This is a genomic window from Salmonella sp. 3C, assembly GCF_025426275.1.
In the GTDB taxonomy this organism is placed as follows: Bacteria; Pseudomonadota; Gammaproteobacteria; order Enterobacterales; family Enterobacteriaceae; genus Salmonella; species Salmonella enterica.
On the sequence record NZ_CP104858.1, the window covers coordinates 2,953,883 to 2,967,082 of the forward strand.

The 13,200-nt window shown below is 54.7% G+C and carries 11 protein-coding genes; 7 read left to right on the forward strand and 4 right to left on the reverse strand.

All coding sequences use genetic code 11. From position 1 onward, the window contains the following. The first annotated feature begins 18 nt into the window (after nt 1–18). The 3 genes from yaiA (at nt 19) to ppnP (ending at nt 1,493) form a co-directional block, all read left to right on the forward strand. Nucleotides 19–210, forward strand: a complete 192-nt coding sequence (gene yaiA / locus N7E69_RS13920) for a protein YaiA (RefSeq protein WP_001143161.1) — start codon at nt 19–21, stop codon at nt 208–210. 250 nt (nt 211–460) lie between these two features. Next, nucleotides 461–1,138 carry an AroM family protein gene (locus N7E69_RS13925; protein ID WP_001276437.1) on the forward strand — a complete coding sequence of 226 codons (678 nt, stop codon included), beginning with the start codon at nt 461–463 and terminating at the stop codon, nt 1,136–1,138. Between the two features lie 70 nt (nt 1,139–1,208). Beyond that, nucleotides 1,209–1,493 carry a pyrimidine/purine nucleoside phosphorylase gene (gene ppnP / locus N7E69_RS13930; RefSeq protein ID WP_000941953.1) on the forward strand — a complete coding sequence of 95 codons (285 nt, stop codon included), beginning with the start codon at nt 1,209–1,211 and terminating at the stop codon, nt 1,491–1,493. A 37-nt stretch (nt 1,494–1,530) separates the two neighbouring features. On the opposite strand, the gene rdgC is transcribed toward ppnP, so the two are convergent. Further along, nucleotides 1,531–2,442, reverse strand: coding sequence for a recombination-associated protein RdgC (rdgC, locus tag N7E69_RS13935; protein WP_000964305.1), 912 nt, complete (start codon nt 2,440–2,442; stop codon nt 1,531–1,533). Nucleotides 2,443–2,567: 125 nt separating this feature from the next. On the opposite strand from rdgC, the gene mak reads away from it, so the two are divergent. Beyond that, nucleotides 2,568–3,476: a fructokinase gene (gene mak, locus N7E69_RS13940; protein ID WP_001219271.1), complete on the forward strand. Its 909-nt coding sequence runs from the start codon at nt 2,568–2,570 to the stop codon at nt 3,474–3,476. A 21-nt stretch (nt 3,477–3,497) separates the two neighbouring features. Here the strand turns inward: mak and araJ are convergent, their stop codons facing one another. The 3 genes from araJ to sbcD all read right to left on the reverse strand — a co-directional run bounded on the left by araJ (nt 3,498) and on the right by sbcD (nt 9,182). Then, nucleotides 3,498–4,670, reverse strand: a complete 1,173-nt coding sequence (gene araJ / locus N7E69_RS13945) for an MFS transporter AraJ (protein WP_000755619.1) — start codon at nt 4,668–4,670, stop codon at nt 3,498–3,500. Between the two features lie 172 nt (nt 4,671–4,842). Beyond that, nucleotides 4,843–7,983, reverse strand: coding sequence for an exonuclease subunit SbcC (gene sbcC, locus N7E69_RS13950; RefSeq protein ID WP_001573932.1), 3,141 nt, complete (start codon nt 7,981–7,983; stop codon nt 4,843–4,845). Then, nucleotides 7,980–9,182, reverse strand: a complete 1,203-nt coding sequence (sbcD, locus tag N7E69_RS13955) for an exonuclease subunit SbcD (protein ID WP_001221264.1) — start codon at nt 9,180–9,182, stop codon at nt 7,980–7,982. The genes sbcC and sbcD overlap by 4 nt, the downstream gene beginning before the upstream one ends. A gap of 213 nt (nt 9,183–9,395) precedes the next feature. Between sbcD and phoB the strand changes: the two genes are divergently transcribed. From phoB to brnQ, 3 genes are all read left to right on the forward strand, one after another. Then, nucleotides 9,396–10,085, forward strand: coding sequence for a phosphate response regulator transcription factor PhoB (phoB, locus tag N7E69_RS13960; RefSeq protein WP_000113921.1), 690 nt, complete (start codon nt 9,396–9,398; stop codon nt 10,083–10,085). A 69-nt stretch (nt 10,086–10,154) separates the two neighbouring features. Beyond that, nucleotides 10,155–11,450 (forward strand): phosphate regulon sensor histidine kinase PhoR, encoded by a 1,296-nt coding sequence (phoR, locus tag N7E69_RS13965; RefSeq protein WP_000893636.1) that lies wholly within the window; start codon nt 10,155–10,157, stop codon nt 11,448–11,450. A gap of 408 nt (nt 11,451–11,858) precedes the next feature. After that, entirely contained in the window at nt 11,859–13,178 is a 1,320-nt protein-coding gene (gene brnQ / locus N7E69_RS13970) for a branched-chain amino acid transporter carrier protein BrnQ (protein WP_000149619.1), read from the forward strand. Nucleotides 13,179–13,200: the final 22 nt, after the last annotated feature.

The window sequence follows — 13,200 nt, forward strand, 5'->3', positions numbered from 1 at the left end:
CAGAATAAAGGAAACGCTATGCCAACCAGACCACCTTATCCGCGGGAAGCTTATATCGTCACCATTGAAAAAGGCACGCCGGGCCAGACGGTGACGTGGTATCAGCTACGGGCTGATCATCCGAAACCTGATTCGCTCATCAGCGAGCATCCGACCGCAGAAGAAGCGATGGATGCGAAAAAACGTTACGAAGATCCGGATAAATCATAGACGCATGACCCACTCGGAAGGGATTCCGGGTACCCCTAAATTGTATCTCCATCACATTCTTGAAACATTTATACTGGCAACTAAAACCGTAAATTAAGCGATAACAATACAATATTGGAGTTATTTGGAATCTTTACACAATACGTTGCTCATCTGCTGCTACGCTTTCTGAGATTTGTAGGGCAGGTAGCGCGGTGAGCGTGTGAATATTTGCCCGGGAATTACGACGAAGTAATAAGGTGGAATAAAAATGAGTGCGTCGTTGGCAATCCTCACAATCGGCGTTGTGCCAATGAGCGAAGTGTTACCGCTTCTGACGGAATACATCGACGAACAACACATCACCCATCATAGCCTGCTGGGAAAAATGAGCCGGGAAGACGTTATGGCGGATTACGCTGTAGAGCCTGGCGACGATCCGCTTTTGACGTTGCTGAATGATAACCAGATAGCCCATGTTTCCCGCCAGAAAGTGGAGCGAGATTTACAGAGCGTTGTCGAGGTGCTGGATAATCAGGGTTACGATGTCATTATACTGATGAGCACCGCGGCGATTAAAAGTATGGCAGCCCGTAATTCTATTTTGCTTGAACCGCTGCGTATTATTCCACCGCTTGTCGCCTCTATTGTGGATGGACATCAGGTTGGCGTGATTGTGCCTGTTGCAGAACTTCTGGCGGCCCAGGAGAAAAAATGGCAGGTATTGCAAATGCCGCCGGTGTATTCGCTGGCGAATCCGGTTCACGGTTCTGAGCAACAGTTAATTGATGCCGGGCAGGCGCTACTGGATCAAGGCGCGGACGTCATTATGCTGGATTGTCTGGGTTTTCATCAGCGTCATCGGGATATTTTACAGCAGGCGCTGGATGTGCCGGTTTTACTCTCTAATGTTTTGATTGCGCGGTTAGCTTCAGAACTGCTTGTCTAATTTTACGTGACAGGCCGAACGTCAGGACTCTATATTGGGTGTTAATTTAATAATGAGACGGGGCCTGATTATGCTACAAAGCAATGAATACTTTTCCGGGAAAGTGAAGTCTATTGGATTTACCAGCAGTAGCACCGGCCGGGCCAGCGTTGGTGTGATGGCGGAAGGGGAGTATACATTTGGCACCGCCGAACCCGAAGAGATGACGGTTGTGAGCGGCGCGTTGAAGGTACTGTTGCCGGGAACTGTCGAATGGAAAGTGTATACAGCCGGTGAGGTGTTTAACGTGCCTGGCCACAGCGAGTTTCATCTCCAGGTTGCTGAGCCCACCTCGTATCTGTGCCGCTATTTGTAACGGTGAGTCCCCTCTCCGGCGGAGAGGGGCCCTCTGGTTAGCGCTGCGCTTCGCCGCCTAATCCTTCCACCAGGCTTTGAATCAGCGCCGCCAGCTCGCCGGTCATCAGGATAAAGTCCGCGTCAAAACGTTGGGCAAAATCTTCCCGGTCGATATCTTCGTTCTGGTCGCGCAGCTCATCGCAGAATTTCAGACGCTTAATGGAGCCGTCATCGCACATGACGAATTGAATGCGCTGCTGCCAGTCGAGCGCCAGCTTCGTGACCACTTTACCCGCTTCAATATGAACGGCGATCTCGTCGCTGACCAGATCCTGCTTTTTCGCGCGGATCACGCCGCCATCTTCCAGCATCGCTTTCAATTCGGCTTCGTCCAGCAACTGGAAACCCTGAGCGACCGTACCGGAGCGCACCCACTCGGTGAGCGTCAGCTCAATCGGATTTTCCAGCGCCAGCGGGACGACCGGCAGCGAGCCAAGACTTTTACGCAGTAGCGCCAAAGTATCTTCCGCTTTTTTCGCGCTGGCGCAGTCAACCATAATCAGGCCGTTAACGGTATCAATCCACATCATTGTCTGACTGAAGCGGCTAAACGCGCGCGGCAGCAACGAATGCAACACTTCATCCTTCAGGGAATCTTTTTCCGTCTTCTTCAGCTTGCGTCCCTGATCGGCTTCCAGTTTCTGGATTTTCGCCTCCAGAGCCTGTTTGATCACTGGCGATGGCAGGATTTTCTCTTCTTTGCGCGCGCAAATAATAATCTGGCCATTGGCGGTGTGCGTTAACGCATCGCTGTGAGAGCCCATCGGCGGAACCCAGCCCATTTTGGCCATATCCTGGCTACCGCATGGGGTAAACGTCATTGAGGCGAGCTGTTTCTCCATCTCTTCGGCGCGTAATGTAATATCGCGGCTAAGACGGTAAACCATTAAATTTTTGAACCACAGCATGATAATTTCCACGGCCTTGTCGTTAAATCCAGGCGGTATAGTAACGAATTGTCGGCAGGCTTGCATTGCCAATCAGAACGGTGAATTCTACCCTGTTGATATTCCCAAAAAATGAGGAGCGGTATGTGCGTATTGGTATCGATTTAGGCGGCACAAAAACGGAAGTCATTGCGCTTGATGATGCAGGAGAGCAGCGGTTTCGCCATCGTCTGCCTACGCCGCGGGAGGATTATCAGCAAACGATAGAAACCATCGCTACGCTGGTCGACATGGCGGAACAGGCGACCGGCCAGACCGGTAGCGTTGGCATTGGCATTCCCGGTTCTCTCTCGCCTTACACCGGCGTGGTGAAAAACGCTAACTCTACGTGGCTTAACGGCCAGCCGTTCGATAGCGATGTGAGCCGTCGTCTGAAGCGTGAAGTGCGGTTAGCCAACGATGCCAATTGCCTGGCGGTATCAGAGGCGGTAGATGGCGCGGCGGCGGGGGCGCAAACGGTATTTGCGGTGATTATCGGTACCGGGTGCGGCGCGGGCGTAGCGCTAAATGGCCGGGCGCACATCGGCGGCAACGGTACGGCAGGCGAATGGGGCCACAATCCGTTGCCGTGGATGGATGACGATGAGTTGCGTTACCGCGAAGAAATTCCCTGTTATTGCGGTAAACAAGGCTGTATCGAAACCTTTATTTCCGGTACGGGATTCGCCACGGATTACCAGCGTTTGAGCGGTAAAACGCTAAAAGGCGATGAGATTATTCGTCTGGTCGACGCGCAGGACGCCGTGGCGGAACTGGCGATAAGCCGTTATGAGCTACGGCTGGCGAAGGCATTATCTCATGTCGTGAATATTCTGGATCCGGATGTCATTGTGCTGGGCGGCGGTATGAGCAATATTGAGCGCCTGTACAAAACGGTTCCGTCGCTGATGAAATCGTTTGTTTTTGGCGGCGAGTGCGAGACGCCGGTACGTAAGGCGCGGCATGGCGATTCGAGCGGCGTGCGCGGCGCGGCCTGGCTGTGGCCGCTGGCGTAACGTTGTTAGCCGGATGGCGCGTCATCCGGCAACCGGCGTGACCGATGGCTGCTTGTGTTTTAGACGTCCGTATACCAGCAACGACGACATGGCGGAAAACGAGAGCAGGGCGGCGGGAAGCGCCACATAGTGGTACGCAAAACCTAGCGTCAGCATCAGCCCGCCGCACCAGGCGCCAATCGCGCTACCGAGATTAAACGCGATTTGCCCTCCCGCCGCGCCCAGCAGTTCGCCGCCTTTGGCGTTTTGCAGCAGCAGGATTTGCAGTGGCGCAGAGAGCGCAAACAGACCAGCACAGCAGATAAACGCGAAAGTCAGCGATGCCGTTTTGTATCCGCTGAAGAAAAAGAGCGCCATGAGAGAGAGCACGATAACGAGGTCAGTCACTACCGCGATGCGCAGCGGAGTATATCTGCCGGAGAGTTTGCCGCTTAACAGATTGCCTAACACCATCCCCAGCCCGACCAGCATCATAATAAACGTCATGCTCGTCTCCGAAAAACCGGAGATGTACATCATAAATGGCTTGATATAGCTGAACCAGGCAAAAACGCCCGCATTGCCGAACATCGTGGCGGCGAAAATGAGCCACGGCGCGGGGCTACGCAAGAAGTGAAACTGTTCGCGCAGGCTGCCTTGGGCTTTGTCACGGATATCCGGCACCCAGAAGAAAATTGCGGTGAGCACGGCGATGTTGAAAACCGCGATCAATAAAAAGGTGTAGCGCCAGCTAAATTCCTGGCTCAGGTAAGTGCCGAACGGAATGCCCACCAGATTCGCCACCGTCATCCCTGAAACCATACCCGCGACGGCGGCGGTGACTTTCCCGGGGCGGATAATCTTTGACAGGACAATGGCGCCGACGCCAAAAAAGGCGCCGTGCGGAAAGCCGGAAACCAGTCTGCCGACGGCGAGCATCAGATATGACGAGGAAAAGGTAAATATGGCATTGCCCATCACGCACAGCATGACCAGAAACAGCAGTATATGTTTAAGCGAAAAGCGGCTGGAAAAGAGCGCCATAACAGGCGCGCCCAGCACGACGCCGAAGGCGTAAAACGAGATCATATGCCCGGCGGCGGGAATCGTTATCCCGACATCGCGTGCCAGCTCCGTCAGCACGCCCATAATGCCAAACTCGGCCATCCCCAGTCCGAACGTACCCAGCGCCAAAGAAAAAATAACTTTTTTCATACCACCTGCCGAAAATAAAGGCGCATGTTGCGCGCTGTGGCTGTGAATTGTCACAGCCAATCAACGTATAGCTTGCGGATAAGCGCGAGGTAATACCATTCCTTATCCGTCTTTGTGTATTCATTATTATGCTATGTCATGACGGTATGCTGTGCGCAGGATGACACTCGCGTTACTCCACAGCAAACGCTTTGTCCAGTTTGCTATAACCAAGCCCATTGATTTTTTTCACTTTTATCTGCACAGGGATACGTTCTTTCATGGCTTCCACGTGGCTAATCACACCGATGGTCTTCCCGCTGGCATTCAGCGCGTCGAGCGCATCCAGCGCGGCGTCCAGCGTTTCGCTATCAAGCGTGCCGAAGCCTTCGTCGAGGAACAAAGAATCAATGCGCGTTTTATGGCTGACCAAATCTGATAACGCCAGCGCCAGCGCCAGGCTGACCAGGAAGCTTTCGCCGCCTGATAACGTTCGCGTATCGCGCACGGCGTCGGCCTGCCAGGTATCGACAACCTCCAGTTCCAGCGCGTCGCTGGCTTTGCGCTGCAATAAATAGCGGCCATGCAGGCGGGTGAGCTGATGATTCGCCAGCCAGACCAGATTATCCAGCGTCAGTCCCTGGGCGAATTTGCGGAACTTATCACCTTCTTTAGAGCCGATCAGCGCATTGAGATAGCCCCAGTCTTCCACTTGCTGAGAGGCTTGCTTCATTTCCGCCATCAGCGCGCGTTGGCGCTGCCGATTATCTGCATCCTGTTTAATTTGCTGGCGGATTTCCCCCTGGCGTGTCGTGTTTTCGCGCAGTTGTTGCGCCAACTGCGTCAGCCGCTGCGCGAGCTGCTCCGCCGTACACGTTGGGTCCAGACCAGCGGGCGGCTGTTGCTGATGGTCAGCCAGCGCCTGCGCGGACTGCGCGCTTAACGCCTTCGCTTGTTGTAGCTGACTTTCCAGCGTTTGTTGTTGTTTTTCCAGACGGGTCACGGTCTCTTCATCCAGCAACGCCGCCAGGAACGTTGCCTGGCTGTCAAACGGGCTATTTTTTAACGCCGCATCAAAGTGCGCTATCGCCTCGGCGGCGCGCTGCTGCTCCTGCGTCGTCTGTTCCTGCAGGGTTTGCAACTGGCTTTGTAATGACACGCACTCATCATGCGCCTGCCGCCAGTTATCCAGCGGCACGTCGTCGTCGGAATCCGCGGTATCCGTTTGCGGTAGCGTCTCCAGCAACGGGGCAAGCCTGTCGATCTGCGTTTGCAAATCCGCGAACTCTGTCTGACGCTGTTGCCATATTTTCGCTTCGTCGGCGCGCTCATTCAGCCACGAAGCCTCGTCTTCTGGCGCAGGAAGGGAAAGCGTATACTGCGCCAAATCAGCCGTCAGCGACGCCTGACGCTGCGCAATCTGCGCGGTAAAGCGCGCTACCTGTTCAGTATGCGCCGCGATTTGCGTTTGTAGAGCATGACGCTGGCTGAGCTGATCCAACTGTTGCTCATGCTCTTCCGCGGCGGTCAGCCAGCCCGCGAGGTCTTCTTGCGGCTGGAGCTGAACGCCCAGCGTAGCGCACAGCGTTTGCCATTCCTCAGTAAGCGCTTGCTCCTCCTGCAACAACGACTGCGCCTCGCTTTCATCCCGCTGTAATTGTTGCGTTAAGGCATCTAACTGTCCTCGCAGCGCCGCGCCTTCTTCCGCCAGCGTTTTGACCTCTTTTTCCAGCGCGTCGCGGCGGGTTTGATTCGCGCTCAGTTCCAGCGCCTGATAGGCGGCGATGGCGGGGTGCGTCGTCGAGCCGCAAAGCGGACACGGCTGGCCGGACTGTAAGTGCGCCCGCTGGCTTTCCAGATCTTTGATGCGCGCCTCCTGCTCGCAAATAGTGCGAACGTCCGCAAGCTCCTGCGCTTTAGTCTTATAACTCAAACGCTTATCCGCCAGACGTTGGGTGTATTGCGCCTGCTCCTGATGATGACGCGCGATAGCTGCCTGTAGCTGCGCCTGACGCTTTTGTTTCGGGAGAATTTGCCCCTGAAGCGCGGCGAGACGATGGCGTAGCGGACGCTGCCGGGTATGCAATGCTCTGGCTTCCGCCAGCGCCTGTGGCGTGAGGTCGAGCGTGAGCGGCGGTAGCGCATCACGCTGACGCGTATCGCTCAGCAACTGCTGTTGCCATTGGCTCAGTTGCGCCCGATCGTGGGATTGTTGTGTTAATAATGCTCGCCACCCCGCCAGTTCGCTGCGCCAGACGCGGATGCCGTCGTGTTCCGCCAGCCATGTCTTCAACCGCTGCCCTGTGGCGTTCAGTTGCGTGAATTGTCGATGCGCGCAGGCGCGGATACGCTGGCGCAGGCGATACGCGCTTTGTAAGCGAGCATTCACTTCATCACTGTGCTGGCGAACACGCTCAACGGCGCGGGTTTGTTCCTGAATGCGCTCCCAATGCGGACGCAACTGGCGAGCAGGTTGCGCCAGAGTCAGCGCCGCGAGCTGCGGCTGCGCTTTTTCTCGCGCCTCTTGCGCTGCGTACAGCGCCTGCTGCCGGGCGTGTAATTCAGTGTGGAGCTCGTTTTTTCGGGTCAGCCAGTGAAGGTGCTGCTGCTGTACCTGCTGGTCGGCCAGCAGGCGTTTCTCTTCGTCAGTAAGCGCCTGCAAACTGGCTTCCAGTTGCTGTAACTGTTCGTCCGCCAATAGGGCGACGCCGCTGGCCTGCGCTTGTAACTTTTCCAGTTCGAGACGGGCTGATTTATGTTTTTCAAATACCTGTGCGGAGATCTGCCCGTAAATCTCAGTGCCGGTGAGCTCCTCCAGAAGCTCTGCGCGCTCTTTCGCTTTGGCGTTAAGAAAGGCGGCGAACTGCCCCTGTGATAACAACATCGAACGGGTGAAGCGCCCGTAGTCCAGCCCGGTCAACGTGGCGATCATCTCCAGTTTATCCTTTACCTTATCGGCAAAGATCTTTCCGTCTGAACACCGCGCCAGCTCTACGCGTGGGGCCTGGAGATTGCCGTCAGGCTGATTTCGGGCTCGGTTCTGGCTCCAGAACGCGCGCCAGGCTTCGCCTTTTACCTCAAACTCCACTTCGGCCAGACATTCCGCCGTATCGCGCGTCATCAAATCGTTTTGCGACTGCGATACCGTATTCAGGCGCGGCGTTTCGTGGTACAGCGCCAGGCAGATGGCGTCAAGCAAGGTGGTTTTTCCCGCGCCGGTCGGGCCGGTAATGGCGAATAACCCGTTACTGGCAAACGGTTCGGCGGTAAAATCGACCTTCCATTCTCCTTTCAGCGAGTTCAGGTTTTTCAGACGCAAACTGAGAATTTTCATGCCTCATGCTCCTCATTCAACGCGTAGAGCGTGCTGGAAAAGAGCTGATTCAGGCGCTCGCGCTGCGGGGGATCTAACGCTTCCAGCGCCAGACGCCGCGCAAAAACCTCTTCCACGCTAAGCTCGCTTAATGTTTCCCGCCGCTCGTTCGCCAGCGAGCGCTCGCGCTGTTCGCGGCTACGGCGCACCAGTAATACCTCTACGGGGAGTGACTCCGTTAATGTCTGTATTCTGCGTTGGATATCGTGCAGATAGTCATCGGTTGTGATTTCAATATCCAGCCAGACGGGGGGCGATTGCTCAACGCCGCGCCACTGCTCAAGCTGTTCGGTAATTGATGCCAGGTCGCCTTTTAAAACCGCCAACGGTTGAGTCACGGGGACAGCCAGACTTTCGGTGCTTTGCCATTTCCCCTGGTCGAAGGTCACCAGATGCACGCATTTGCTTTTGCCGCACTCATCAAAGCTGAGGGCGATGGGCGAGCCGCAATAGCGGATATGCTCCGTGCCGCCGACACATTGCGCGCGGTGAATGTGTCCTAATGCGATATAATCCGCTGGGGGGAAATGCTGCGCCGGAAAGGCATCCAGCGTACCGATATAAATGTCGCGAACCGCATCGCTTTTGCTGGCGCCGACGGTGGTTAAATGCCCCGTCGCGATAACCGGCAGCTTTCGTTCGCCGCGTAGCAGGCACGCTTCCCGATACTGCTGTTGATAATAATCGGCAATCGCATGAAGAAGTTGCTGCTGTTTCTCGCTGCCGGATAATCCCGCCTGACTGGTAAGAATGTCGCGCGGGCGCAAAAAGGGAATGGGGCACAGTACGGCGCCCGGAGAACCGTCGCGACGATGAAGTAGCCGCGGCGCATAGCCCGCGCTGGCGATCACGGTTGTATTGAGAAACGCCAGAATGTCGCGCGATTCGTTTAGCGTGGCGACGGAATCATGATTACCGGCCAGCACCACCAGATGACAGCCCGTTTGCTGTAAATTAACGACGAAACGGTTATAAAGTTCTCGGGCATAGCTTGGAGGCGAACCGGTATCAAAAATATCGCCAGCGACAATAATGGCATCCACCTGATGGGCCTGCGCGGTCTCCAGCAGCCAGTCCAGAAAAGCCTGATGCTCCGCGGCGCGGCTTTTACTGTAGAAATTTTGTCCCAGATGCCAGTCAGAGGTGTGGAGGATGCGCATAATTGTTCCATGCAAAAAAAGCGTGAACGGGATTATACACGTCATCCCCTCCATTTTTGGGCGCAATTTACTGCCGGTACACGGTAATGCACGGTTTCACCGGTGTCATAAATCATCAACATGCTGTCAATGCCGCCTTTTTTTTCATAAATCTGTCATAAATCTGACGCATAATGGCGCGGCATTGATAACTAACGACTAACAGGGCAAATTATGGCGAGACGTATTCTGGTCGTAGAAGATGAGGCGCCGATCCGTGAAATGGTGTGCTTCGTGCTCGAACAAAATGGCTTTCAGCCCGTAGAAGCCGAAGATTATGACAGTGCGGTGAATAAACTTAATGAACCCTGGCCGGATCTCATCCTTCTTGACTGGATGTTGCCCGGCGGGTCAGGGTTACAGTTTATTAAACATCTCAAACGTGAGGCCATGACCCGGGATATTCCGGTGGTTATGCTGACCGCGAGAGGTGAGGAAGAAGATCGTGTGCGCGGGCTGGAAACCGGCGCTGACGATTACATTACCAAGCCGTTTTCCCCCAAGGAGTTGGTGGCGCGCATTAAAGCCGTTATGCGGCGCATCTCGCCGATGGCGGTCGAAGAGGTGATCGAGATGCAGGGACTGAGCCTTGATCCTGGCTCTCACCGCGTGATGACCGGCGACAGCCCGCTGGATATGGGGCCGACCGAATTTAAATTACTCCATTTCTTTATGACGCACCCGGAACGGGTTTACAGCCGCGAACAGCTACTCAATCATGTCTGGGGCACCAATGTGTACGTTGAAGACCGGACGGTCGACGTGCATATTCGCCGTTTGCGTAAGGCGCTGGAGCACAGCGGCCACGACCGGATGGTGCAAACGGTACGCGGGACAGGGTATCGTTTTTCGACCCGCTTTTAATGCCTTTTCCGCCAGTAGAACACAGGTTTCTGGCGGAGAAGGCTTTCCATTCTTGAGGGAGTATGACGCGTGCTGGAACGGCTGTCATGGAAAAGGCTGGTGCTGGAGCTGGTGCTCTGTTGCATCCCCGCGCTTATCCTTAGCGCTTTTTTTGGTTATCTGCCGTGGTTTTTACTGGCGGCGGTGACGGGACTGCTTGTCTGGCATTTCTGGAATTTGTTACGCCTCTCCTGGTGGCTTTGGGTCGACAGAAGTATGACGCCGCCGCCGGGGCGGGGAAGTTGGGAACCGCTGTTATACGGTTTACACCAGATGCAGTTGCGAAATAAGAAGCGTCGCCGCGAGCTGGGGAACCTGATTAAACGTTTTCGCAGCGGCGCGGAGTCGCTGCCTGATGCCGTGGTACTGACCACAGAAGAGGGCGGCATTTTTTGGTGTAACGGTTTGGCGCAACAGATACTGGGGCTACGCTGGCCGGATGACAACGGGCAGAATATTCTCAATCTACTGCGTTATCCGGAGTTTACCCAGTATTTAAAAACGCGTGATTTCACCCGTCCGCTTCATTTGGTGCTCAATACCGGGCGGCATCTGGAGATCCGCGTCATGCCTTATACCGATAAACAACTCCTGATGGTGGCGCGCGATGTGATGCAAATGCATCAGCTTGAAGGCGCCAGACGTAACTTTTTCGCCAACGTTAGCCATGAGTTGCGTACGCCCTTGACGGTATTGCAAGGCTATCTGGAAATGATGCAGGAACAGGCGCTGGAAGGGGCGACGCGAGAGAAAGCGCTGCATACGATGCGCGAGCAAACGTATCGTATGGAAGGGCTAGTAAAACAACTGCTTACGCTGTCTAAAATTGAGGCGGCCCCGGCGCTGTTATTAAATGAAAAAGTGGATGTACCGATGATGCTGCGGGTCGTGGAGCGTGAAGCGCAGACGCTCAGCCAGCAGAAACATACCTTTACGTTTGAGGTCGACGATAGTCTTAGCGTTCTGGGCAATGAAGAGCAGCTACGTAGCGCGATCTCAAACCTGGTGTATAACGCGGTAAACCATACGCCGGCGGGAACGCATATTACGGTGAGCTGGCGACGTGCCGCGCATGGCGCTGAATTTTGCATTCAAGATAACGGTCCGGGGATTGCTGCCGAGCATATTCCTCGTCTGACCGAACGCTTCTACCGCGTCGATAAAGCGCGTTCGCGGCAAACGGGCGGCAGCGGCCTGGGATTGGCGATTGTGAAACATGCGTTGAATCACCATGAAAGCCGCCTTCAAATCGACAGTTCGCCTGGCAAAGGAACGCGATTTAGCTTTGTGCTGCCGGAACGTTTAATTGCCAAAAATAGCGATTAATTGCCTTTCGTAAGTATAACTTTCCATAAGCCAGCGGATGCTGGCTTATTTTCTTTGCAGTTAAGACGGGCTCGTTGAAACATTCAACGTTTGGTGATTTTTTGTTCGCATGATTAGCCATAACTTTTTCATGAGAATGGTGTTTTATTCTGGTTGTAAATTTCATATCGCTATATTCATCTGGTTTTTAGATCCCACCTTGCTTTAAAACGTTATAAGCGTTTAAATTGCGCTTCAGGTGCTGTCATTACGACTGCATTTGCGCGGTAAATCGAAAAACAATTCTTCGCCGCATCGGTCCGGGAGCTTTTCCCGCTGAAATTGATAAAAAACGCCGCTTTATAATCCTCCGGGAAAGGCAAAAATTTTAATGTTTACAACATCACCATCCACAGGCAGTAAGACTTTATGACCCATCAGTTAAAATCGCGTGATATCATCGCCCTGGGCTTTATGACATTTGCGCTGTTCGTTGGCGCAGGCAATATTATCTTTCCTCCTATGGTCGGTTTGCAGGCGGGTGAACACGTCTGGACAGCCGCTATTGGCTTTCTGATTACCGCCGTAGGGCTACCGGTTCTTACTGTTGTGGCGCTGGCGAAAGTCGGCGGCGGCGTAGACAGCCTCAGTACGCCGATTGGCAAAGTGGCGGGACTCCTGCTGGCGACCGTTTGCTATCTGGCCGTCGGGCCGTTATTTGCGACGCCGCGTACCGCGACGGTGTCGTTTGAGGTCGGTATCGCTCCGTTGACCGGCGATTCTGCAATGCCGTTGCTGATTTACAGCGTGGTCTATTTCGCTATCGTTATTCTGGTTTCCCTCTATCCGGGTAAGCTGCTGGATTCGGTAGGGAATTTCCTGGCGCCGTTGAAAATTATTGCGCTGGTCATCCTTTCCGTCGCGGCTATCGTTTGGCCTGCCGGTCCAATCAGCAACGCCCTGGACGCTTATCAGAATGCGGCCTTTTCTAACGGATTTGTGAACGGCTATCTGACGATGGATACGCTGGGCGCGATGGTGTTTGGTATCGTTATTGTGAACGCGGCGCGTTCTCGCGGCGTGACCGAAGCGCGCCTGTTGACGCGTTACACGGTCTGGGCCGGCCTGATGGCGGGCGTGGGGCTGACGCTGCTTTACCTTGCCTTGTTCCGCTTAGGTTCTGATAGCGCGACGCTGGTCGATCAGTCAGCGAACGGCGCGGCGATTCTTCATGCCTACGTTCAGCATACCTTTGGCGGCGCGGGAAGCTTCCTGCTGGCGGCGCTGATCTTTATCGCGTGTCTGGTGACGGCGGTGGGGCTGACCTGCGCCTGCGCTGAGTTTTTCGCGCAGTATATTCCGCTGTCTTACCGCACGCTGGTCTTTATTCTCGGCGGCTTCTCTATGGTGGTGTCAAACCTCGGACTGAGCCATCTGATTCAAATTTCCATTCCGGTGCTGACGGCTATCTATCCGCCGTGTATCGCACTGGTTGTATTAAGTTTTACCCGCTCATGGTGGCATAATTCCACCCGCATCATCGCGCCGGCCATGTTTATCAGTCTGCTTTTTGGTATCCTTGACGGCATCAAAGCATCTGCCTTTGGCGATATGCTGCCAGCCTGGAGTCAGCGTTTGCCGCTGGCGGAACAGGGACTGGCGTGGTTGATGCCAACGGTGGTGATGGTGATCCTGGCGATTATCTGGGATCGCGCGGCGGGTCGGCAGGTGACCTCCAGCGCTCACTAAAATCGCTGACATATGTGTACAC

Coding starts and splice junctions, on each gene's coding strand:
- yaiA (WP_001143161.1), top strand. CDS start 19: ATGCCAACCAGACCACCTTATCCGCGGGAAGCTTATATCGTCACCATT.
- N7E69_RS13925 (WP_001276437.1), top strand. CDS start 461: ATGAGTGCGTCGTTGGCAATCCTCACAATCGGCGTTGTGCCAATGAGC.
- ppnP (WP_000941953.1), top strand. CDS start 1,209: ATGCTACAAAGCAATGAATACTTTTCCGGGAAAGTGAAGTCTATTGGA.
- rdgC (WP_000964305.1), bottom strand. CDS start 2,442: ATGCTGTGGTTCAAAAATTTAATGGTTTACCGTCTTAGCCGCGATATT.
- araJ (WP_000755619.1), bottom strand. CDS start 4,670: ATGAAAAAAGTTATTTTTTCTTTGGCGCTGGGTACGTTCGGACTGGGG.
- sbcC (WP_001573932.1), bottom strand. CDS start 7,983: ATGAAAATTCTCAGTTTGCGTCTGAAAAACCTGAACTCGCTGAAAGGA.
- sbcD (WP_001221264.1), bottom strand. CDS start 9,182: ATGCGCATCCTCCACACCTCTGACTGGCATCTGGGACAAAATTTCTAC.
- phoB (WP_000113921.1), top strand. CDS start 9,396: ATGGCGAGACGTATTCTGGTCGTAGAAGATGAGGCGCCGATCCGTGAA.
- brnQ (WP_000149619.1), top strand. CDS start 11,859: ATGACCCATCAGTTAAAATCGCGTGATATCATCGCCCTGGGCTTTATG.